At 46.2% G+C, this 24,394-nt stretch carries 17 protein-coding genes; 1 reads left to right on the forward strand and 16 read right to left on the reverse strand.

Going from position 1 to position 24,394, the window contains the following annotated elements:
- Positions 1 to 35: 35 nt before the first annotated feature.
- From IEX81_RS10230 to IEX81_RS10290, 13 genes are all read right to left on the reverse strand, one after another.
- On the reverse strand, positions 36 to 1,913 hold the full coding sequence (locus IEX81_RS10230) for a hydantoinase/oxoprolinase family protein (RefSeq protein ID WP_188802996.1): 1,878 nt from the start codon (positions 1,911 to 1,913) through the stop codon (positions 36 to 38).
- Between the two features lie 99 nt (positions 1,914 to 2,012).
- Positions 2,013 to 2,240, reverse strand: coding sequence for a hypothetical protein (locus IEX81_RS10235; RefSeq protein ID WP_188802997.1), 228 nt, complete (start codon positions 2,238 to 2,240; stop codon positions 2,013 to 2,015).
- 71 nt (positions 2,241 to 2,311) lie between these two features.
- A complete protein-coding gene (gene preA / locus IEX81_RS10240) occupies positions 2,312 to 3,568 on the reverse strand; it encodes an NAD-dependent dihydropyrimidine dehydrogenase subunit PreA (protein WP_188802998.1) in 1,257 nt (418 codons plus the stop codon).
- A 16-nt stretch (positions 3,569 to 3,584) separates the two neighbouring features.
- A complete protein-coding gene (locus IEX81_RS10245) occupies positions 3,585 to 4,934 on the reverse strand; it encodes an NAD(P)-dependent oxidoreductase (RefSeq protein ID WP_188802999.1) in 1,350 nt (449 codons plus the stop codon).
- 55 nt (positions 4,935 to 4,989) lie between these two features.
- Positions 4,990 to 6,531: an NCS1 family nucleobase:cation symporter-1 gene (locus IEX81_RS10250; protein WP_188803000.1), complete on the reverse strand. Its 1,542-nt coding sequence runs from the start codon at positions 6,529 to 6,531 to the stop codon at positions 4,990 to 4,992.
- A gap of 157 nt (positions 6,532 to 6,688) precedes the next feature.
- Positions 6,689 to 7,918 carry a Zn-dependent hydrolase gene (locus tag IEX81_RS10255; RefSeq protein WP_188803001.1) on the reverse strand — a complete coding sequence of 410 codons (1,230 nt, stop codon included), beginning with the start codon at positions 7,916 to 7,918 and terminating at the stop codon, positions 6,689 to 6,691.
- Between the two features lie 38 nt (positions 7,919 to 7,956).
- Positions 7,957 to 9,108, reverse strand: coding sequence for an iron-containing alcohol dehydrogenase family protein (locus IEX81_RS10260; protein ID WP_188803002.1), 1,152 nt, complete (start codon positions 9,106 to 9,108; stop codon positions 7,957 to 7,959).
- 19 nt (positions 9,109 to 9,127) lie between these two features.
- Entirely contained in the window at positions 9,128 to 10,495 is a 1,368-nt protein-coding gene (locus IEX81_RS10265) for an aminotransferase class III-fold pyridoxal phosphate-dependent enzyme (RefSeq protein WP_188803003.1), read from the reverse strand.
- A 122-nt stretch (positions 10,496 to 10,617) separates the two neighbouring features.
- Positions 10,618 to 11,778: a PucR family transcriptional regulator gene (locus IEX81_RS10270; RefSeq protein WP_188803004.1), complete on the reverse strand. Its 1,161-nt coding sequence runs from the start codon at positions 11,776 to 11,778 to the stop codon at positions 10,618 to 10,620.
- Between the two features lie 613 nt (positions 11,779 to 12,391).
- Complete coding sequence (locus IEX81_RS10275; protein ID WP_188803005.1) at positions 12,392 to 13,432, reverse strand: dipeptidase; 1,041 nt, start codon at positions 13,430 to 13,432, stop codon at positions 12,392 to 12,394.
- Between the two features lie 309 nt (positions 13,433 to 13,741).
- Entirely contained in the window at positions 13,742 to 14,719 is a 978-nt protein-coding gene (locus IEX81_RS10280) for a phosphoglycerate dehydrogenase (protein ID WP_188803006.1), read from the reverse strand.
- 478 nt (positions 14,720 to 15,197) lie between these two features.
- On the reverse strand, positions 15,198 to 16,154 hold the full coding sequence (locus IEX81_RS10285) for a bile acid:sodium symporter family protein (RefSeq protein WP_229727574.1): 957 nt from the start codon (positions 16,152 to 16,154) through the stop codon (positions 15,198 to 15,200).
- A 387-nt stretch (positions 16,155 to 16,541) separates the two neighbouring features.
- Positions 16,542 to 17,465: a DUF1861 family protein gene (locus IEX81_RS10290; protein ID WP_188803008.1), complete on the reverse strand. Its 924-nt coding sequence runs from the start codon at positions 17,463 to 17,465 to the stop codon at positions 16,542 to 16,544.
- A 647-nt stretch (positions 17,466 to 18,112) separates the two neighbouring features.
- On the opposite strand from IEX81_RS10290, the gene IEX81_RS10295 reads away from it, so the two are divergent.
- Complete coding sequence (locus tag IEX81_RS10295) at positions 18,113 to 20,302, forward strand: glycosyltransferase family 2 protein (protein ID WP_229727559.1); 2,190 nt, start codon at positions 18,113 to 18,115, stop codon at positions 20,300 to 20,302.
- Between the two features lie 283 nt (positions 20,303 to 20,585).
- Here IEX81_RS10295 and IEX81_RS10300 read toward each other — a convergent pair whose 3' ends face one another.
- From IEX81_RS10300 to IEX81_RS10310, 3 genes are all read right to left on the reverse strand, one after another.
- On the reverse strand, positions 20,586 to 21,728 hold the full coding sequence (locus IEX81_RS10300; RefSeq protein ID WP_188803010.1) for a glycosyltransferase: 1,143 nt from the start codon (positions 21,726 to 21,728) through the stop codon (positions 20,586 to 20,588).
- A 24-nt stretch (positions 21,729 to 21,752) separates the two neighbouring features.
- Complete coding sequence (locus IEX81_RS10305) at positions 21,753 to 22,856, reverse strand: glycosyl hydrolase family 28-related protein (RefSeq protein WP_188803011.1); 1,104 nt, start codon at positions 22,854 to 22,856, stop codon at positions 21,753 to 21,755.
- Positions 22,857 to 22,919: 63 nt separating this feature from the next.
- Entirely contained in the window at positions 22,920 to 24,368 is a 1,449-nt protein-coding gene (locus tag IEX81_RS10310; RefSeq protein WP_188803012.1) for a flippase, read from the reverse strand.
- Positions 24,369 to 24,394 lie beyond the last annotated feature (26 nt).

The following is a 24,394-nucleotide window of genomic DNA, read 5'->3' on the forward strand; positions in this document are numbered from 1 at the left end:
CAGTAAAAAAAGAACCCTACCATAAAGATAGAGTTCTATGGACCATCAACACTATTTGACAAAGTCCCCGAAAAATCCGGATCCCCGATTTTTGGCATATCGCCGATACCGGTCACACGCATATTCACAATTTCAATCGGAGCATTCTGGAAAGCGTGCCCATACTCGCGTTTATGAACCGTATGGAAGGTTTCCCATATCGCGTGAATATTTGCTGCATCGATCGAACCGGAGGCAACAGGGATACGCAATTCGTAGCCTTGCCCGACGTAACGGCAGTCAAAGAAATGCAGCAGAGTAATTTTGTCCGGCGCAAACCCGGCCTCTCCCAGCTGCCCGGTAATCTCTTCCTCCAGACTTTTGAATTTTTGATTCAGATAGTCCGTATCGAGCCTATCGCTGGACATAAAGATCGTCTGGACCGCATCATATTTCAGATCCGTTGTTAAAAGACCGGTTGCCGAAGTAATACCGGGATACGGCGGTATAATGACTTCCGGAATGTCAAGGATTTTTGCAACCTCAACCGAACACATCGGTCCGCCGCCGCCGAGCGCCGCCAGAGTGAAACCGCGGGGATCAAAGCCCTTCTGAATAGTTCTTGAGCGAATCGCGTTGGCCATGTTGTTATTGACTATGGTTAAAATTCCTTCGGCCGTTTCATATAAGCCTAATCCAAGTTTCGATGCTAAACTTTGTACGGCTTGAACCGCCTTTTCCGGGTAGATCTCCATTTCCCCGTCGAGAAAATGATCCGGATCCAGTCTGCCGAGCACCAGCGTCGCATCGGTTACCGTCGGCAGTTCCCCGCCGCGCCCGTAACAAGCCGGACCTGGATACGAACCGGCGCTTCTCGGGCCGACTTTGAAGGCGCCTCCCGCGTCAACATAGGCGATACTGCCACCGCCCGCACCGATCGTATGAATATCGATCATCGGCACCTGCACCGGATAGCCGGCAATCTGGGTATCACCGGCTGTCGCCTCTGAAAAACCCCGTTCTGTCACAATCCCAATATCCGCGCTTGTTCCACCGACGTCAAAAGTAATCAATCTTTGATGATCGGACAATTTCCCGGCCCATTGTCCGCCAAGCACGCCGGCCGCCGGCCCTGATAAGAGCGTCATGACCGGCTTTTCCGATATCGTCCGGGAATTAGCGACACCACCGTTGGATGTCATGATCAAGAGGTCGCAGTCCATTCCTGCATCACGGAGACGCGATTCCAGACTCTCAATGTACCCCTTCATGACCGGGCCGACAAAGCCGTTCATACTTGCTGTTGCGAAGCGTTCAAATTCGCGAAACTGCGGAGAAATATTGGCCGAAGTGGTGATATAAAAATCAGGGAACTTTTCACTGATTATTTCTTTTACCCGCTCTTCATGTTCCGGTTCTAAATAGGAAAACAGGAACCCGACGACAACGGATTCGATCCCTTCATCTTTAAATTCGTTTAAAATTTTAATGACTTCGTCTTCATCCAATGGAATCTTTTCATACGCTTTTCCATTCGATACACCGATCCGTTCTGAAACAGTCCTGCGGTTGCGGCGTTCAACCATGTTGTTGTCCTGCCACGGTATCTCCTGCGCAATGGAATAATTCTCCGGTCTCTGATGCCGGCCGATCTGCAGAATATCCCTGTAGCCCTTTGTGGTAATCAGTCCGGTTTTTGCTCCGTTATGTTCAAGAACAGCATTCGTCGCGATCGTCGTCCCGTGAAAAACATGGTCGATACGGTTTCTTTCTATGCCGTACCGGCTGCAAATCTCTGTGATTCCTTTGACCATACCAACCGAAGGGTCTTTTGTCGTGGTAGGTGTCTTATGAATACGCGATACACCGGTGTCCGTATCTGTATATATAACATCTGTAAACGTGCCGCCTATGTCAACACCAATGAGTTTCATATCATCCTGCCTCCATCCGATTTACATAATTGAATCAACAAAATCATTTAATATTTCTGATAACAATAACTGCAGATTGACTGCATGGATAAGATCCAGTCAGTTCTTCACTTGGCGTTTTAAGCGCAGCTGATTCGTAAAATATTTTCTGCTATCCGGAGTGAGCAGTCGTAAAGTGTTCACTTGATCGAGAGCCTCCTCATCGATCGGTCTGAACTGAACAAAAGCCCCGTTAAGATTTTCTTTGACGCTGACAATTTGACAACCTTGCTCCATTAATTCGTCAATCTGCTTTTTTTCTTTTAAAAAGATTTTATACTCATGCATTTTCCTAACCTCATAGATTAATAAAATTTTTTCTGAAAGGAAAACATTCGCGGGACCATTCAAACATCTTTTTATAAAGTGTTAAGCAGTGCCTGACGTTCATTCCACGTCATCGGCTCTTCCCCCGGTTTTTCGATCATGTCGATCGCCCCGTCAACCGGGCAGACAATAGAGCAGAGATTGCAGCCGACACAATCTTCCTCGCGGACCTTTAGTGCAGGCTTGCCATTCTTATCGGTATACATTTCAATACATTGATGCGCGCCATCTTCACAGGCGATGTGGCATTTATTGCAATGGATACACTGATCCTGATTAATACGGGCAACCACCCGGTGATTCAGATCGAGATCGCCCCAATCCCTATATTTAGGTACGGATCGGCCAACCAGATCCATGACTGAGGCGAGTCCTTTTTCATCCAAGTAGTTATTTAACCCGTCAATCATGTCTTCCACAATACGGAATCCGTGATGCATCGCCGCAGTGCACACCTGCAGCCCTGTCGCCCCCATCAGCATGAATTCCGCGGCATCCCGCCAGGTTCCGATCCCGCCGATGCCTGAAATCGGAATGTTGCTATCCGTCTGCCGGGCGCATTCTCCAACCATGCTCAATGCGATGGGTTTGACCGCCGGGCCGCAGTAACCTCCGTGGGTTCCCTTCCCGGCTACGTTCGGGATTGTATTCCAAGTGTCAAGATCAATACCCATCAGGCTGTTGATCGTGTTGATCAGACTGATGGCATCCGCTCCGCCCTGGCTTGCCGCATAGGCCGTAGCTGTGATATCCGTGATATTAGGCGTCAGTTTTACGATAACCGGTGTTTCAGCAGCTTCTTTCGCCCAGCTGGTCTGCTTCTCAACCAGCTCCGGCACCTGCCCGGAGGCTGAACCCATGCCGCGTTCCGCCATGCCGTGAGGGCATCCGAAGTTTAATTCAAGGCCGTCAACGCCAACGTCTTCAACCTTTTTCACGATTTCATGCCATTTCTCTTGTACCGGTTCAACCATGAGTGAAGCAATGATGACCTGTTTGGGAAACTTCTTTTTTGTTTCGGCAATCTCCCGCAGGTTGACATCAAGCGGACGGTCTGTAATCAGTTCGATATTATTAAAACCCGCAACCCGCTGTCCATTATAATGAAGCGCAGAAAACCGGGAAGTCACGTTGACAATCGGATCACCCAGAGTTTTCCAGACTGCACCGCCCCATCCGGCTTCAAATGCTCTCTGTACTTGATAACCGGAATTCGTTGGCGGCCCAGAGGCAAGCCAGAATGGATTCATAGACTTTATCCCAGCGAAATTTATGCTTAAATCTGCCAATAGGATCCCCCCAGTCTTAAATTCTGCTCAGCATTTGTTCCTGAATAGCCCGCGCCGTCTTTTTTCCCTGCTCGGCAGCAGCGACAACCATCGCTTCGCCGCTTCCATTTCCAAAAATGACATCTCCCGCAGCGTAAACCTTAGGATTTGATGTCTGATAGGTTTCGGGATTTACTTTAACGATACCGTGGTCATTTTCAAGGCCGAATGCCTCGATTAATGAAGTATAACGTACCTGACCGGTTGCCTTGACCACAACATCAATGTCCATATAAAATTCGGAGTTTTTAACTTTCTCCGGTCGCCGCCTGCCGGATGCATCGATTTCCCCAAGTTTCATCCGCACACATTCCATCCTGGCAACATGCCCCAACCCGTCATCAATGAAGCTTTTCGGCTGGGTGAGCCATCTGAATTCAATGCCGTCCTGTTTGGCAAAAGCGTACTCAAATGGATAGGCGGTCATCTCTGCTTCGGAGCGGCGATAAACCATACTGACATTTGCCGCTCCCAGCCGTTTCAGGCATGTGGCCGCGTCAATTGCCGTATTCCCGGCTCCGATCACCGCCGCGCGCTTACCGATAAATCGGTCGGTTAAATGACCGTCCTTCACTTTTTCGATGAACTGAATCGCATCATGGACACCATCCAGATCCTCGCCCGGAATGCCCAGAAGCGGAACATCCGACATGCCGACCGCCAGAACAACCGCGTCAAAATCGTTCATCAATGTTTCTACCTGAACGTCTTTTCCTACCTCGGTATTCGTATGAATCGCAACCCCAAGGCTCTCAACCTGTTCCACTTCCCAGAGTGAGATCGCCTGCGGCAGACGGAAGGGGACAATCCCGTAAGTGTCCAGCCCGCCCGCTTTATCCTTCTTTTCATAGACTGTAACCTTAAATCCGTATCGGGCCAGTTCGCGTGCCGCCGAAAGCCCGGCCGGTCCGCTTCCGACAATGGCCACCGTTTTGCCATTCGGTTTTCCCGGCTGAAACAATGGCTCATGATTCTTCATTGCCCAATTTGTCGCATGCCTCTGCAGATCCCCAATCATGATCGGAAGCGATGCATCATTCAAAACACAGGCGCCTTCGCACAGCTCCTCTGTCGGGCAAACCCTCGCGCATGTCGCCCCCATCGGATTGGCTTCCATAATGACATGAGCGGCTCCTTTCATATTTCCCGAAGCGATCTTTTTGATAAAAGAAGGGACATTAATGTTTGTCGGACAAGCCTTTGTGCAGGGCGCATCATAGCAGAACAGGCATCGGCTCACTTCTTCCATGACTTCCTTCGGCTTTAGATCAGCTCTCACTTCATCGAAATTTTTCCAAAGATTTTCTTTTGTATCCGGTATTCGCATTCCGGCAATCACCTCCATGAATGGCTTAATCGGAATGATTCATTAGCTCATGTGATTATCCGATGTTCTCCGGACCCTGTTTCACCATCTGGACCGCCATATCTTTGGAAGTCTTTGAAGAATCCATGATAACCGTCATCTCCTCATATTCCCCGGCTTTCAGGAGACTGGCATCGCTGCGCATCAGGTAACTGTATACCCCAACAGCGATGAGCAAGCCGATGGTCCATGCGTTATCCCACAGAAATTTAAGGGCCGGTATAAATAGTCCGAGAAGAGGGATGACAATCCCTACAATCAACGCATATACGCTGTTTTTGTTAAACCCGGAAGAATAACTGTAGCGGCCGTTTCTTGTATAAAGCTCCGTCAGTGCTAGATGGCGTCGGCGAACAATCCAGTAATCGGCGATGGCGATTCCGTCAATCGGGCCAAGAAGGGCACCATATCCGCCGAGAAAACCGAAAATATAATTTTGAAAGTTAGCCATGAGATACCAAGGCTGCATCACCAGAGCGAATAAACCGGTAATGACTGCACCAATGGCAAAGGTGATGTGCCGTGGCCAGAGATTTTCTGCTGCGCGTGCCGGAGCAACCAGATTCGCGCCCACATTAATCGTCAGTGAGGAAATGACAATGACAACGGCACCCAGAAAAACAATGAAGGTCGGAAAATGTGAGAGCAGATCAACAGGCTGCCACAAAGCTTGCCCATACAGGACGACCGTTGCCGACGTAACGAAGATGCCGATAAAAGAAAATATCGTCATAGTCAGAGGCAGTGTGAAAGCCTGGGCAACCATCATCGATCTATGATCCTTTGCCTGCCGGGCAAAGTCAGGAATGTTAAGCGCGAGTGTGGCCCAAAAAGCAATGACGCCGGTTAGCGCGGGAAAGAATGTTGCAAAAAACTGGCCGGTTGATTGAAACTTGCTGGGCGCCGTCATAATCGGACCGAGGCCGTTAATGTGAGCGATCGCCCAAATAAACAATGCAACCGAAGCAATGCCGACAATAGGAGTCGCAATCATGGCCAGCCACTTGATGCCTTCAGGACCTCTCATGCCGACGACGACATTAAGCGCCCAAAAAAGAATGAATACGATAGCTGTATGAAGGCCGAAGTTCTGCCAGGCCGGGAAAACTTTCATAAGGAGCGCATCGATACTCGTTGTTCCGATCCATGTGTTGATGCCGAACCAGCCGGCCGCCACGATGGCCCGCGCGACTGTCGGAATGTGTGCGCCCTTTGACCCAAACCACAATCTCGCAAATACAGGATACGGAATCCCAAATTTTGTGCCGGCATGTGAATTCAATAATATTGGAATCAATACGATACAGTTCCCCAGAAAAATGGTGATCAGTGCCTGCCACCAGTTCATGCCCAGTGCAATCATGCCACTGGCCATGGTATACGATGGGATGACAAGACACATGCCAATCCATAAGGTAACAAAGTTAATCCCGCCCCATGAATGTTCCGCCTTTGTTGTCGGCCGCAAATCATCATTCCACAAATGACTGTCTTTCAGGCTGTCTGCAGCTTCGCTCGTCAGAGTAACAATTCCGTCTTGTTCAACTTGTGATTTCATCGTGTGATTTCCCCCTTAATTGGAATTGAGTTGCAGACTAGCCATCAAATAACTCGTAATATTTTAAATTATATATTTAGTCTTTGCTATAGCAGAATTTTCTGTTATATTTTCTAGTAAAAAATGTAAGGACCGGCAATCCACTTCCAACACACATTCAGTGATCGGAAAGGATGGCCAGAAGGGTATCCAGTGCCACATTAACCCCCTTTACGCAGTCTTCATACGACGTCAGTTCCTCCTCGCAATGGCTTTTCCCTCTGACGCTTGGCACAAAAATCATTGCTGTTGGAACCATGCTTGCCATATACTGAGCGTCATGTCCCGCGCCGCTGTACATTTTTTTATACGAATACCCCAGGGATTGTGTGGATTTTTCTAATTGATGACAGATTGCCGGGTCAAAAGCGACCGTGTCGCGTGCCCACAGCTTTTTCGTCTCAATGGTACATCCCTCCATGGATTCGGGAAGCTCCTGAATGACCTTGACCACCTGACTGATCACCTCGGGATCCTTGTGTCTGGCCTCAAGAGTAAAGCGCACTTTATCCGGAATAACTGTGTGGATATTCGGAAATACGTTCATTCTGCCCATCGTGTACACCAGCCCGCCGTCTAATCGGCTCAACGACCGGCGCAGCTCTGCAATCAGATCGGTTGCCGCAAAAAGTGCGTCCTCTCGCATACCCATGGGTGTCGTTCCTGCATGATCCGCTTCTCCGGTAATTTCAATTTCGTAATTGACCATGCCGACAACACCCTCGACAATGCCGATTTGCACGGATTCGCTTTCGAGAATCGGTCCCTGCTCGATATGCATTTCCAGATAGGCTGAAGCTTTCGTTAACCTGTTTCTTGAGTCGCCCTCATATCCGCTTGCTGCGAGTGCTTCGCCAAATGTTGTCCCCTTGCTATCCTTACTTTTCAGGATCCCCGCTTTATCGAACATACCGGTTATGACCCCTGAACACATCATCGCCGGATCGAATCGGGCGCCTTCCTCATTGGTAAAATCAACAATCGTAAAAGGAATCTTGGGTTTCATTCGTTGGTCATAAAGCGTACGGCTAACTTCCAAGGCCGCGAGAACGCCGAGGACGCCGTCAAAACGCCCGCCTTTTTCCACGGAATCCAAATGTGAACCCATCACAATCGGGGGTCTGTCTTCCTCTCCGGCCATCGTCGCATAAATATTGGCCATATCATCAATTCTCACCGTCATACCTATTTCCTCGCAGCAGGAAACGAAATAATCTCGGGCGGCAATGTCTTCCCTTGAAAGGGATAATCGGGTGACTCCATGATTTCTTGTACGGCCGAATGCCGCAAATTTTTCCAGGGATTGTTTGAGTCTTTCTCCATTAATCGTTATTTTCTGTCGCTGCACGTTCCCACCCCCTTCAATACCTGATCACCAAAGAACTTTTAGTTGCGCTGCGCCAAGCTTGAATGCAGTTGACGATACATCTCCTTCAAACCGCTTTCTGTCATCTCCACCGGATTATTCTTCATGTTCGGCGCGAAACTACGAGAAACAAGTTCATCCAGACCAGTTTCCGAAAGGATGCCCACCTTCTCTAAAGTTGTACGGAGCCCCATCTCCTTCTTCATTTCGTCAATACGATCGGCCAGACGATCGGAATCTTCAAATCCCAAACGCCTACTGAAACCATTCAGCCGATCGGATTCAGGACCCAGCCGGCTGTTCAACTTCCAGAAAGAAGGAAGGGTAAACGCGCAGGCTTCCCCGTGAGGAATACCATAATCCTGAGTCAGCGGGTAGGAGCAGGCATGCGCGGCGGCTGTTTGTGTAAGATTGAATGCCAGGCCCGCAGTCACCGAAGCCTCGCTCATTTTCTCCCTGGCTTCCCTATTTCCGGGCTCATGGTATGCCTTTAACAAATAGTGAAAAACAAGAGACGCCGCACGCTCTGCCGCCATGTCTGTCAGAGGCTGATGTTTTTTTCCATAGTAGGCTTCCAGCGAGTGAGCCAGCACGTCGAGTCCGCTCGCCGCCGTAACCTGAGGCGGACAGGACACCGTCAGCTCGGGATCAATCAACGCATAGACCGGATAGAAATAGTCACTTGCGAGCAGAGCCTTCACACCTCTTTCCGTGTCGGTCAGAACCGATGCGGCCGTCACTTCGCTGGCTGTCCCGGACGTCGTCGGCATCGCAATCAGCGGAATGCCGGGTTGGGTGATCGGCCGTGCATTTGATAGAAAATCGGCCGCGCTGTACGGTGTTCCTGCAACGAAACAGGCGGCTTTCGCGCAGTCCATGATACTTCCTCCGCCAAGAGCGACGGCAAATTCGCATTGGTATTCGCGAATAGCCGCCGCACAGGCATCTGTGTTGATGACGGTCGGGTTAGGCTGGATCTCCGAAAATACCGCGACTATTCTACCCTCGGATTGATCCATGATTCCCCGCGCAATCCCGGTCCGCACCATGGACGGCGCGCTGATCAGTATACCGCGTTTTCCATTCATCCGACTTAAAATATCCGGCAGCTTTTTCCGCTTTCCCGAGCCAAAGTCGATTGGAACAGGCTGTTTGTAGAAAAAATTCTCCATCGGATTCATCCCCAATCTTTTATTTAGAAATGACGGTTTGATCAGCGAACAGATCATTTTTCTCAAACTGAGCCAGAACGTTCTCAAAGATATCCATCGCTTCATTGATCTGCCGCTCCGTTATGATGAGCGGAGGCGCGATCATGACGCTGGATTCATGCGAATACGTATAGAAGCCATTTTCACTAAGCAGACCGACGAACCTACTCATCAGCCCGACCGTATCCTTTCCATAGTCCAGTCCGTAAGCGATAAGCGGTTCTTTCGTCGCTTTATCCTTAACGAGTTCCACTGCCGCGAACAGCCCGATATGGCGGACATCGCCGACCGAAGCGAAGCGGTACAGTTTTTCCAGACGTTCGGCGAGTACCTCCCCCATTGCCGCAGCATGATCGATCAAGTGCTCTTCCTTGTAGATATCAAGGGTTGCGCAGCCGATTTGCGCTGAGACGGTATGTCCGCTGTAGGTCAGACCAGTCATCAGGACATGGTCGTCAAAATATTGGGCGACTTTTTCACTGACGATAACGCCGCCGAGCGGGCTGTACCCGCACGTCACGCCCTTCGCAAAGGTCATGATATCCGGTTCGAAATCGAAGTGATCGACGGCAAACATTTTGCCGGTGCGGCCGAATCCCGACATGACTTCATCACAGATCATCAGAATGCCATATTTGTCGCATAGTTTGCGCACTCCTTCAAGATAGCCTTTCGGAGGAACAAGCACCCCGTTGCTGCCCGGAATCGGCTCCATGAAAATCGCGGCAATCGAATCCGGCCCTTCATATAAAATCTGATTATTAAGCCGGTCCAAATAAAAAGCAGTGGCCGCTTCCTCGCTTTCAAAGTCGATCGATTCCCGGTACAGATAAGGCGTATCAAACTTAATAAATCCCGGAATTCCCGGTTCCACTACAAATCGGCGACTCTCCCCGGAAAGATTTCCTGCTCCGAATGTCGCTCCGTGGTAGGAACGGTAACGGGAGAATATTTTATAACGACCGGTGGCCATACGCGCGATTTTCACCGCGTGATCATTTGAATCCGCGCCCCCGTTTGCAAAGAAGACTTTGGCCATATTCTTGGGTGCCACTTCAATAATTTTGCGCGCCAGTTCCGCCTTGGATGCGGTGGCAAAACCAGGCGCCGCCAGCGGAATTTCACCAATGTGCCTGAATTCTTCCATCAGCTTCGGATGGTTATGCCCGACATTCAAGTAAACAAGTTGAGAGCACATGTCATAATATTTCTTGCCCGACTCATCCCAGAAAAAAACGCCTTCACCCTTTTTGATCATTTTCGAATGAATATTTTTTTGCTTTGCCCAGGCATGCAGGACATAATGCTGGTCGTCTTTTTTGATTTGACCATCGTCAATTTGTTTCATGAACCGACAACTCCAATCAATTTTCTGAATTAATATAATTTAATGATATACTTTTATTGATCGAAAACAATGACAATTCAAACGAAAAAAATTGTGCATCTGCACAAAACAGAAGGCACATTTCATTCCATAACGTCTTCAATCATAAAGGCCAGCGAAAGATTTGTTTTCACAAAAGGATGATATAAATCAACGCCCAATATCGATTCAATCTTTTTTGTTTTATAGAGTACCGTATTGCGGTGAACAAATTCTTTTCGGGCAATGTTCGCCGTGCGTCCGTCTTCTTCAAGAAATACACGGAGAAAATGAACAAAATCCGTCTCGTGCAGCTTATCATAACGGTAAAGCAGACCGAGCGAATCCTGATGGAACGTTTCGATCACATTCCGGTCACGCACATCCATGATGATTTTATAGGCCCCTATGTCCTTATATTCAGAGATCAGGAGATCCGGATAGTGACGGGTCAGGCGAATGACCGTTGCGGCCTCCTCATAACTTTTTGACAATTCTTTTATCGGATAGTCGTTTCCCGCGCCAATCAACAAATTGGCCTTCTCCAATTTCCCGTAGTACTTGTCGCGAATATTCTTAACCAGTTGCGAAAGGGGAGGATCTGAAATTTGTATTTCAGTCCGATCAGCCATATAAATGATTTGATCCTTGTGACTCATTGACAGAAGGATTTTATACCTTTTTGACAATTCATCTTCAATTATATAGATTAATCGTGAAGGAACGTCCGGCGCAGAACCGGTCGTACAGACAATAATGCTGAAATCTGCTTCCGCTTTAATACCAAGCTGAGAAAGTTCTTTGTCAAGAGACTCGTGATCGGGTTCAGGATTGAACAAGATTTCAGAAAGGATGCGTTCCGTTTTTGTCTGTCTTTGTTCTGCTGTTGCCAAGTATTGAACGGTAATTTTGACAAAGTCGGCTATCCGGTAGACCCATGGCATTTCAAAAACCGGGAACTGGTGTTCATCAGCAAACTGAAACACTTGTTCCGGAATGGTTGGAATGTAGGGCCCGACATTCAGAATGATACCGGCTGCCTTTCGTTTGAATGCCATATGAAGCATCGCGATTAATCTTATCTCATCTCCTTGCATATTGATTCCGGTTGTGACAAGCAGCTCATTTTCTTTAAAAAATTCGGCGAGACGGTCGCTTTCCATCACATTCACACCGGTAATCGGCCTGTTTATTCCTGTTTCGCCCGCAACTAAATGAATCGGTTCTAATTCGGATAAAGAGAATAATTTCTTAAGTGTTATCATGTTCTCTTAATCTCCTTTACGAATATCAGCCGCCTTGCGGCCCATTCGAAATCAATCCTGCTTTTTGTTTATTCCTAAGAAAATAAGTCAGAAGTTTTTTAAGGCTATGTTCAAATCTAATGTTGTTATTTCGACGAAAATGCAATGTGCGAGTGTCTGCGGGAACAGCGTGCCAGCGAGACCCCGCAGCCTCCAGCCTGTTCGAGGAGGCCCGCGTTACGCCCGCGGCCAAGCGAGCACATGAAGCATAAACGATAAAAACAACAACTGAGTTTAACAAAGCCTTTTGAAAAGGAGAGAAAGCGATCATTTCCCGGCAAACGAAAACAATGAACCTATTGCGATGTGGGGTTTTCAAAACGAAAGAGTCGCGTGATTTCCAATATGTCAGCAGCCTGACTTATCGATTCTTGTTAATTGAAGATATTTTGTGAATAATTTTTATTTTTACTATATAGTTCTTTATTCATTGTGTCCATTATCTGAAAATGTGCCGAATATTAGCAATTTTATAAATAACACTACATAACATGGTAAACATTCTCAAAACAGCAAACACCGTTCAACATTCTGAACGGTGTCTTGCCCTATCATAATGGATTGTTTTTAACACTCAGTTCAAAACCTGCCGATAGACATTCAAAAAGTTTCCGCCCAATATCAGGCCGATCTGCTCATCCGTATAACCGCGGCTGATCAGACCCCCGGTGAATTTAAGAATGTCCCTGTGGCTGGCAATCACGTCAAAGTTGTCGGGTCCTGTTTGTCCCGCTGGTCTGAGATTGATCCCCGTCAGAAAATGGCAGATGTCCAGCCCGACTCCGACGTGCTCCGCACCGACCAGCCCAACCATGTAGTCGACGTGATCGAGTAAATGTTCGACATCACCGTGCTCGTACTTATCGGAAACGAACATGTTGCATCCGTTCATCCCGATCACGCCACCGCTCGCCGACAGCGCGCGAATCTGATCATCGGTCAGGTTTCTCATCGATGAAGCAAGGCCGCGGGCGTTGGAATGTGAAGCGATAACCGGACCTCGGGCTCTAGCCAGAACATCCTCAAATCCCTCATCATTCAGATGACTGACATCGATGATCATGTTCTTTTTTTCAGCTAGCTGAATCAGACTGACGCCAAAATCCGTCAGGCCGCCCTTGCGCCCTTCATCTTTTGGAGAGAAGTGGCTGCCGTCAGCGGCAAAGTTGCGCCTGCTCCAGGTCAGGCCGACAAACCGGACACCCAGCTTATAAAAAATAGGCAGAAGATCGAGGTCGTTTGTCAGGGGGTCGACGCCTTCAAGCGATAATAGAATAGCGAGCCGATTATTGCGGTGCGCGGTTAAAATGTCATCATAAGTCGTGCACAGCTGAATCTTATCCGGCGACTCCTCAATTTCAGCGTAAAGCGCACTGATCTGATCAAGCGCCTTTTTCAGGCCTAATTCCGGCAAGTATTCGTTTTCGATAAAAAGTGAGCAAACAAGAACGCTGACCCCGCCCTCTGCCAGAGCAGGGAGAAAATGCGTTTCGATGACCTTTTTATAGCCCAGTTTTCTCCGCAAATCGACCTCCATCAGAAGATCGAAGTGCGCATCGACGACCAAGTACTGCTGATGGAGGCGCCGTGCATGTTCCTGGATGGTTTCTGACAATGATCATTCCCCCAATTCGGTAAAAATAAATATGATTATCCCATTGCTCATTTAAGTCGGCAAAATACGTCCTGAATGATTAATAGCGAATCGAAAATTAAAGATTATCCCCCTGCTCCCGTGAATTTGGGCAGTTCGCGGCGTAAAAAGTCCAATTCGTGTTCTGACTATTCGCACTTATTGATTTCAGGCCGTTTACTGTTGATTCTTTGAGCGTTACTGTAGATTCTCTGCTCTTTACTGTTGATTCTCAACCCATTACTGTAGATTCTCTGCTCTTTACTGGCGAAAAGTGAGCTGGAAACCTTGTCACAGTTTATGTGTTTCTTCCAATTCTTTAAGATTGACCACGTATTGCGGGGATTCCTGATGAATAAAGCGGCGGATGTTTTCAACCGTTACCCCGGCAACCCGATTGACGCTCTCCTGAGTCATGCCGCCGATATGTGGTGTAGCGATCAGATTGTCAAGGTCAGGCAGCTTTTCTTTCGGCGGTTCACTCTCAAAGACATCGAGCGCGGCTCCGCAAATCTTTTTTTGCCGCAGAGCTTCAAAAAGGGCCTGCTCATCGATGATCGCTCCCCGGGAAATATTAATCAGAAACGCTGACGGCTGCATTTTGCCAATCGCCTGCTCATCGATCAAGTGGTAATTTGATTTTGTAAGTGCCGTGCTGACCACGATATAATCCGCATCTTCCAGCAGCTGATCCAGTTCCACAAATGAGGCGCCAAGTCTGTTCGCTACCTCGTGATCCTTGTAATTTCCGAAAACAATCACTTTCATATCAAACGCACCGGCAAACTTGGCAATCTTCATGCCGATCGAACCAAACCCGATAATCCCAAGTGTTTTACCACAGCATTCGTATCCCTTACTATGGATCCATACACCGTCTTTGGTCTTTTTGTCCAACTGCGGAATCTTTCTGGAGATGCCGATCATCAGACCGATCGCAAGTTCGGCGACCGACGTCGCGTTTTCCCCTGGCGCATTGCTGACGAAGATTCCTTTTCCGCTAGCATAGTCGACATCCACGTTATCCAGTCCTGTTCCCGTCTTCAGAATATATTTCAGCTGGGGAGCCGCATCAATAACTTCCTGATCCGCCGGTGCAACTGCCGTTATGTAGATCTCCGCATCTGAAATATTTTTTTTAATTGTTTCCTTATTCTGCGCCTGATCGTACATCAGGCATGTTACATCCGCCCCCGCTTCTTCCAATTGATGAACCATGGTCTGGTAAATCGGAAAATAGGATTTTCCCACACAGAAAAGAACCTTCACCCTGCGTCCCTCCTTTAGCTATCAGGACAGTTTGCTCGCCTTTTTACAAAGTAGCGAGATATTGGTCTCGCGACTCCTTTTGTCTTCTTCCTGTATAAATGAAACAGGCAGGAAATTTAAAGCTTCCTATTAAAAAATGTCTGTCATAAAAAAAGTGAATTTATTCTCATACGCGCGACCAACTGAACGTTTATTTTGTGAAAAACAAAATTCTGTCAAAGCGTAAATTTTCTTCCTGTTTTTCAAACCCATAATTCTATTTTAACAGCTTTCCTGACTGCGCCAAAATTTTAGAACTCGTTTTGGCCCTTTACATTTTTACAAACGGTATACTGCTACGATTTTAAAATGCCCATGAGGTCAAATAACATTATAACGTCTCTTAAAGTAATCCGTTTATGAACATGTAACCTAAAAACGCTCCGAAAAAAGTCTTCCGAGCGTTTTTTTACCACTAGGTCACTGAAAACCTAAGAATTCACCCCACTTCTCTCAAAGCTTTACGACTGTGATCGATAAAGTGCCCGTTAAGTGCGGCCAAAGTCTGTTGGAACAGCATGCCAATGACCACAGGCACGGCAACATGAGGTGAGAAAAAACTGACCGCAATGACAACGCCGGTGCTGATGTTCCTCATTCCTCCGGTAAATATTAAGGCAATAGCGTTTCCTCGTTTCTGTCTGAATAGGTATCCGAGCAGCCAGCAGAGCAAAAATCCGCTGCTGGAAATAAATAAGATCGTGCCGGCAATAGCTAAAAACTTTAAATTCACCGTTTTAAGATAGGGCGCTAAACCCGAACTGTTTACAGCGATAATAAACGGCATGCATAACTTTGAAAATGGAGCTAAATTCCGGCTGACTTTTTTCGTAAGAGTATGTTTACTATATTGGTTGATCACCATTCCGACAATAGTCGGGACCACAATCATGACAATGAGTCCCTGCATCAGACTCGTCACATCTATATCGACCGACTGACCAACCAATAAATAAATACTATAAGGGACGATCAACGGTGAAAGCAATGTGTCTATTAAAATAATCGATAAGGTTACCGGGACATTGCCATGATATAAGGAAACCCAAATGACACTGGTAATCCCGGTGGGCATAACCACGGCCAAAGTCAGCCCGGTAATGGTCATCGGATCACCGCTGAAGAGCAGATGACCAATACCCCAGGCCCATATCGGTGTCAAAACATGAAGCACCATCAACGAAATAATAATCGGCAGCGGATTGGTAATGGATTGATAGAGCGATCTGAAGTTTGAATTCAGGCTCCCGGTGAAAGTCATAAATGCGAAAATCAAGGGGACCCATCCGGCAAATGGATGAAGATGACCGGATGCCAAAACACCCAGAACAACACTAAGCGGTGTGAGCACAGGCATCCACTTTCCAAGAAAAGCATTTAGCGTTAATAACATCAGGAGGACTCCAAACTGATTTTATTTTTCCGATTAAAAAGAAAAATCAAATAACTTATAAGTTATTTTACTTGAACGATTATGACAAAGAAATTATTATTCCGCTTTCTAAAGAAATATTTCTCAATAACACCTAAAAGTTGATTCCATCATTCCAATATAAGAAAAGACTAGTTATACTTAACTAACCAGAAAGATCCCCGGTTTCCGGAGATCTTCTTTAGTTTTGCTTTTTTGTTCGGTTAATTATGATACGGTCATTTTAATGACAGATGGCAAAACAATACAACTCGCCTGTGCCTGATGACTGGTTTTCACCTCGTCCTATGTAATCTACGAATTTCCCGCATATCTGTAAACTTGGATCAAGAAAGCGACTCTATTTGCCCGTTATTTTTCGTATTTTTCAAAAGGATCGTCCAGTACGATTTTCTGCGCTTCCGTGTCGCTCGTTCCCGCATACAGGATCACCCGCGAGTTCCCACGGATCGCCCCGCCGCTGAACACAATGTCTTTCAAATCCTCTCGTTTCGCCGGACCGTCAATGAAATTGTCACGTGTCGCGATGATTTCCACCGGAGTATGGTTTCCCGTCAACGGATCCAGCGTAAAGATCATCGAATAGTAGTGGCGGTCTCCCCGCTCATCGAAATAGGCGACATGCCCAAGCACCCCGGCGTCGCCGTTCCTGAGCGGATGAATCTCGTTCGCTCCGCCCCATTCGCCTTCCGCGAAGTGGCCTTCGAGAAGCGGCGCATCCTCAATCTTCCGGACATCCAGTTCATCCAATGCGGGCAGAAGAAAGAAACCGATTTTCCCTCTGCCTCCCTTAATACCCTGCGGCCGCGTCAGAACAAGAATGATCCCGTTCGGCATCTGCGCCAGGCGCAAATCTTTCATGCCCGCCGGCCCTTCAAAAAAAGGGACCAGTGTTTTAATGGTTTCCCCTTTGTAAAGAACCGTCCGCCATGTCGCTTCTCCTGCACTGTCTCTCGTCACCCAGACGCCGCCGAAAACAAGAAGTCCGTCAATCCGCGTGACAAAGGGGTCCTGCAGGGGAAAAACCGGCATGTCTTTCATCAGCTCCCAGCTCTCTCCGGTTTTTTCAAAAAAAGCCACAGTGGACTCTTCGCTTTCCCTCGGTTCCACCCGGGCGGCAATGACTTGTTTCGTCTCATCGGAAAAAGGGGCGGTGATATTGTACACATCATTCAGTCCCGCGCCCATAAATTTCAGTTTTTCCACGTAGTGAACAGGTTGGTGATTCTTCTTGTATCTCTCCACAAGCGTCCTGCACTCTGTTGCCTGATTCATGGCTATTCTTATACTCCTTTTCAACAGTCCTTTCAAGGAACAGTAGTATAGTCTTTTATCAGACGGAGTGCAAGGTGTAAGACTTTTATATTGAATGAAGCAGTCGGTTAATCAACGAATCGCTAACTATTTGTGTATTTTATTGAATGATAAAAGCAACTGTTCTCAATTAAAAAAAACACTCCTGAAGAAATCTCAAAAGTGGCTGATTAAGCGATTCTTATAAAATTTGCTTTAATATTAAAGATTATGCTTCACAAAAAATTCATCCAGAATGCCATTAAATTTATGTGGAAATCATGGATAGGACGGAGCTGTCTCAACCGCCGATTGCCTATCTGCAACACCTTTAGACACCACACATGTAATAGACTTACCGTGAATGAATCTGTTCAATCCATTGTAGTCGTCAGTTTCGCTCCCTTTAATTAGCACAAAAGTCGTCTAGCCTTTTGTCGGATTTTTTCATTATAATAGAATCATGCGCACAGGAATCTATTTATTATTTGCTAGGAGCTTCTATGTCATACTCATCTTTAATCTATCCTGCCAGTGTAATCAATCTGTTGATTTTATTCTTCTTCTTAAGCTTGAAATGGGAAAATCTTTTTAAGAAACCTCTTATTCTCATTTGCTGGCTAACGAGCATGATTTATCTGATCTGGCGCGCTTTCTTCACACTTCCTTCAATCGGATCGATCAGTTTTGCGGCTGGCATGGTGCTGTGGATCACCGAATTCATCGGATTTCTTCAGTTGTGCGTCTTCTACATACTCGTCTGGAAACCCGCCCGAAAAAAAGAAGTGCCGCTTAAAAGTCTTGAAAAACTGCCGATGGTCGACGTGCTTATCGTCACTTATAATGAGCCGCTCGACGTGCTTAGAAGAACCATCGCAGGCTGCCTGAACCTCGACTACCCGAAAGAACGTCTCAACATTTATATCTGCGACGACGGGAGCCGTGAGACGGTTGAAAAGCTGGCCGGGCAGTTCCATGTCCATTATCTGAAACGTGAAGATCATTCTTTTGCCAAGGCGGGGAATCTGAATCACGCGCTTCAGCATACTTCGGGAGAATTTATTGTCACACTTGACGCGGATATGGTTCCGCTCGCGCCGTTTCTTCAGCGGACCATCGGCCTCTTTTCGGATCCGGAAGTCGCTTTCGTTCAGACTCCGCAAGCATTCTACAATGACGATCCATACCAGTTCAATACATTTTCAACCGATCATCTGCCTAACGAGCAGGACTTCTTTATGCGAACGCTGCAGGCCGGTAAAGCCCGCTTCAACGCCGTCATGTTTGTCGGCAGCAACGCGGTTTTCCGCCGCAGCGCTCTGGAAGCAATCGGCGGGTTCGCGACGGGTGTCATTACGGAAGATATGGCCACTGGCATGATCCTACAGGCCAAGAAATTCCGCACACTCTTTGTCGGCGATGTTCTGGCCATGGGACTCGCTCCGGAATCGTGGGGCGACATGCTGAAGCAGCGCGACCGGTGGTGCCGTGGCAATATTCAGTGCGCGAGAAAATGGAATCCGCTGACCCTGTCCGGCTTATCATTTATGCAGCGTTTGCTTTATATTGACGGTATTGTTTACTGGTTTTTCGGCATTTTTAAATTAGTCTATATTCTCGCCCCGCTGATCTATATGCTGTTTGGTGTCTATTTTCTTAAAACGGACCTTTACTCGCTTGCCTGTTTCTGGCTGCCCTCCTTTCTCGGCAGCTACCTGACATTCCGCCTTGTCTCGCGGGGGCAGCGCAGCATGACCTGGAGCCACATCTATGACACATCCATGGCCCCGTCTCTCGCTTTCTCGGCGTTATCGGAACTTTTTTTCAGAAAAAAGCTGAATTTTAAAGTGACACCGAAAGGGCAGAATTCAGAAAAAAGACATTTTCATCTGTCCACCGTGATGCCGCATCTGTTCTGCCTGATCATGACGGCTGCCGCCTTTACCAAAATCGGGATTGATTACTTCTTCTTTCACAACCTGCGAGTGAATGAAGTCAGTTTCAATCTTTTCTGGGCTTTTTACAATATGATCGGACTTGCGCTGTCATTGACCGTTGCCGTCAATCGGCCGAGATTCAGAAGAGGAGAGCGTTTTCGTGTCAACCGTCCCGGCCGGATTGAGTTCACAGACGAACAAAGGAATGCCTCATTACCGGTGACAATCGTCGATATGAGCGATTCCGGGGCACGTCTCTCCTTTGCCTCTGATCATTTCCACGAATATGAACAGTTTGCCATCCGATCGCTGGCTATCGATCCAATCGGCACTCTGCCCTGCCGCTTAGTATGGCTTTCCCATAAAAGCCAGGATGGCGATGAGTCTGTCGGCATTCAATTCGAGGAACTGAGCGACCGGCAGTACAGTCGTGTTATTCATTATCTCTTTAACATTGTCCAGTCCCAGAGACCTTTTCTGGAAGACAAAACAGGGTCCGTCCGAACACTTGCCCGTTTTCTCAGAAAATCGTTCAAAGTCCCCCAAGCACTGAAAAGACAGAACTTGCGACGATCGGTACATTTAGATGGATACATTTTTCGTATACCTGAAACCAAAATCAGCCGCGCTGCCATGGAAGCTGCTGTTGCGTTTTCTGATGACGGACCGCGACGGCCGTTTACGATTGATCCTGAGCAAAAGCCTGTTGTCATTAAGGATATCAGCGTCAGCGGCTGCCAGATTCTTACCACGTTCCCACTTAATCTGAATGAAACCATCGTTTTGAATGCAAAACCGGATCTTGGTCCGGTGAAAGCGGAAGTCCGCTGGCAAAAAAAGAAATTCAGGCATTATTTCATCGGTATCAAGTTTCTCTCATGATAAGGCTGATCATGCTTTGTTTATTTTTTCCTTTGCAAATCCCCTTATCGAATAATAAACGGAGCTAAAAAAAATATAGATCGGTTTGCTATTGCTCAACTGATGCCAGTAATCAAATTTTCTCAGGATACCAATTGATGATTTCTTACTACTGTTCTCAATTTCTTTTTCAAGAATTTGCCTAAACAGTAAAGGATTAAGCATCCTGTTACCCTCTGTAAAAATTAATTAATATAATTTCCCGATAATTGCTTCTAATTTTAAAGCCCTGTCTGTGTATGATTTAAAAAGTTTTTAACGCTCTATTATCCAGAACAGCAGTGATTTCATTTACCAAAATAGACAAATTAAAATAAGAATCGAATGCCTTTGTCTTTTTTGGTTTTTTCAAGTCACTCAAACGTTCGGGAAGCAGCTGATAGTCTTTGAGCGATTCCCATTTAACCAATTCACATCCATTATGTCTTTGCAAATAATTTATGGTATTGCGATCTTCGGTTACATTTTCTCTTGCAACAAGAACAAGCGGTTTATTAGTACAGACAGCCTCGGCAATTGTTCCCCAACCTGGTTTTGAAATCACAACATCGCTGGCTGCAATGAAATTTTGAGTTTCATTATAGCCGCTTGGTATTTTATAAATGTTGTCTCCTTCAACATGAGTATGATTTGAAACGATAAAAACACAGTTTTTGCTCTTCCATAATGGATAAGCCGTCAGGTCTTCGGTTTCTATTTTCATACCTAGTCCGAAAAAAATGATTTTTTTGCTGCCTTCGGGGTTAACACGCGTTTGAATGCTTCTTACATCCTCAGTCTCCGTGCAACGCGAAAAAAAACCAAATGCCCGATTTCTTTTTTGTCCCCAAGGCCGCTCTTGACTTCCAGGCAAAGCAAAAAAATCGTCCATTTGTGTATAGCAATCAAATAACGGCTGCAACTCTTTTTCAGAGAGCGCGTCCCGATAAGCCGTATACCATGTAAAATTGGAAATACCGATTGAATGAATGGACAATAAATGTGCCGCCTTAAACGGGATAGGCGGTATATCCCCGATCACAAGATCCGCTTTGCAGTTTCTGAGAAATTCTATTTCTTCCTCAACGGATTCAGACATCCGATGTACAAAAGCATCATACTCTTTTCTTAACAACTCGTTATCGGGAATCAGTGAATCACGCTTTAAAATATAGCCCATGTCGTTACGCACTTGCCGCATAGAAACTTGTCTCTGAACAATTAACTGCTTAAGGGATGCATTCATAAACGAATAAGCAAAAGAGGTACAAATGATAACTCTGATATCTTTTCTTACCCTGCACAAGAATCGTATAACAGCGATACTTCTTGCCGCGTGACCGAATCCATAATCAGAAACGTAATAACAGATTGTTTTCAAATGATATTCACCTTCCATGTCTCTCATGGCAACTTTCTAATAAATTTCGTCTTACTTTAAAAACCTGTTATTGATCGATTTGACTTGTGTATCGATCTTTTTCCCGGAGAATCGCGATGACTGAACCATCGCCGTTCCGCCAACAGGAATGTCCGTATTATAGATCGCTAGGTTGCTGTATTCTTTTGTTGATTTTAGAAAAACACAATTGAAAACCGAGACGTTGGCCTCAGATAGAACAGCAATGTCCGCTTTCGGACTTCCCGGATAGTTCACATAGCCATTATTCTGAAAGGTACAATTAGACACCATAACCTGCGAGTGAGCTTCAGCGTGAATGCCCTGGCCAGCTATGTCTTGAAAGAGACAGCCTTTAATCAAAATATTCTGGGCACCAACTGCAACACCCACGCCAAAACCTGCATTGCTTGTGTTGCTGGTGATCCCGCTGAAAACACAATTTTCAATCGTCCATCCGTCGCTAGGGGCATTAATTTCGATATCATCCGAATTGTTGTTCAGAAACTGGCAGTTAATAATTCTAACGTTATAGCTTGGCTGTTTGTTCGAAAGAATGGAATATCCGGAACCCTCGAACAACGTATCGGTTACCGTCAGATTGCGTACCGTCACGGCGTTTTGGATGCCTTGAACGCTGCTTTTAAACTTGCATTCATCGATATTGATGTTATCACCCAAGGGCATAATACCGATCTGAGAGTCGAACCCAATATCCTGTAAAGTCTGGTTTCCGTCAAGAGAAAACACATGATCAGTATTCTTATTTACAGATTTAAAGGTTGTCTGTTCTTTACCTGCTCCGATGATCGACACGTTTTTGGGAATACTGATGGGACTTGAAACGAGATAAATGCCCTCTCCGAAGTAAACCGTTCCATTCACGGCAGCCGCAGCTCTGATCGCTTTTCGGATGGCATCCGTATCATCCGTTTTTCCGTCGCCGGTAACATGGAAGTCTTTCGCCTGAAAGAAAGCGGGGTTAGTATGAATATCACCATTTGATGTTTTGGCAGCTGATGAAGAAGGGGGTGTTGCTGATTTAGTCCGGTGAACGACAGCGTACCCCATGATCAGTGCAAAAATAATCACGATAGCGATGAGTAAAAAGCTTCCTGTATGTGAACGATGGCGCATGCGGATCACCTGCTTTCATCAATATGTGAATGGGTTGATCAATGAACTTGCTCCAAAAAACACTTAGCTGTTTCCCCTATAGCTTGGCCTTCTCTTTCTGATTTCCTCCAGAATAATTCCACCGTGCCCAGCATATTCAACTGTCAAGATAATCGCCGTATAGGAGAAGATTCCGGCAATAATCTGGACAAAGGTTGTGACGATGGAAACACCCATGGAATGACCGATGAATCGCACAAACGTATACATAACAACACCGGCACATAAATAAAGCAGCGTTTTCGGGAGCATTTGTTTCCACCGAATATCATTTCTGACGAAAAACATCTGGACGAGCGTAACCGACAGTTCAGCCACTAAAGTGCCGATGGACGCGCCGATCGATCCGTAAGATTTTATTAAAACGAGATTGAGCAGGAAATTGACGATAGCTCCGATATATAAGGAAACCGTATATTCTTTCATTTTTCCGAGCGGCAATAAATACTGACTGCCAAATACCCCGCTCCATGCCATTAAAAAAATTGTAGGGCTGATCATAATAAGGACGACCGTACATTTAAGAAAACCATTTCCCATATACCATGGAATGAATTCCTGCGCAATACCCGCCAGACCGAACATGATCGGTACGGCAAGCAACGTTGAAAAGTCTAAAGATTTCAAAATGTATTTTTGGGCCTTATCCGTTTGTCCCATTATAAAGGTATGCGCCATTTTGGGCAGCATGACGGTTCCAAGTGAGGTAACAATAGCGATTGCCATTTTCTGTATTTTGTCTGCATAGTCATAGATGCCTACTTCACTTTTGCTGGACAGTACACCTATCATTGTTTTATCAAGCACAAAATAGACTTGCATGGCAATTTGCGGAAGAAAATAAATAAAGACGGGCTTGACGTGTTTTTTTACGGCCCGAAAGGTAATTTTAACACGAACAATCTGGTTTCTGATGTAGAACCACATAATTAATTGTCCAAAAAAAGTAGACAGGCACATGATGTATGTGTACAAATACAGATCACCAGGTCCCTTCACAAAGGAAAATATGGCAACTAATGACAAACACTTAATCAAAATATTTCTAGTTACGATTTTTTTGAACATCTCCAGTCCACTGAAAAACCAGGTACAATCGATTACTGTACCCAGCAGAGTAACCGTTTGAATCAGCGCAATCTCCTGGTCTGTTCGGATCATCAAAAACACAAGCATCAGATAACTAAAAACGGAAACTAAAGAGACGATCAACTGCAGAAAATAGATGCTGAGGAAATTCTCGCTCATTACCTTCTTATCATCACGCGTCATCGCAATCACTTTATTACCATATATGCCGATACCAAGCATACCGAACAATGCAAAGTACTGCGCAATTGAGGACGTATACGCAAATATTCCGACGCCTTTCGCCAGCAATACCCTCGAAATATACGGAACAGTAACCAGAGGCAATGCCATTGTCATAATCTGGTAAACAAGATTATACAAATAATTTTTTTTCACACTCATGGTATTCACCCTTGTACATTGTATCT

Origin of the sequence: Sporolactobacillus putidus (assembly GCF_014647035.1) — a bacterium.
GTDB classification, from domain to species: Bacteria; Bacillota; Bacilli; order Bacillales; family Sporolactobacillaceae; genus Sporolactobacillus; species Sporolactobacillus putidus.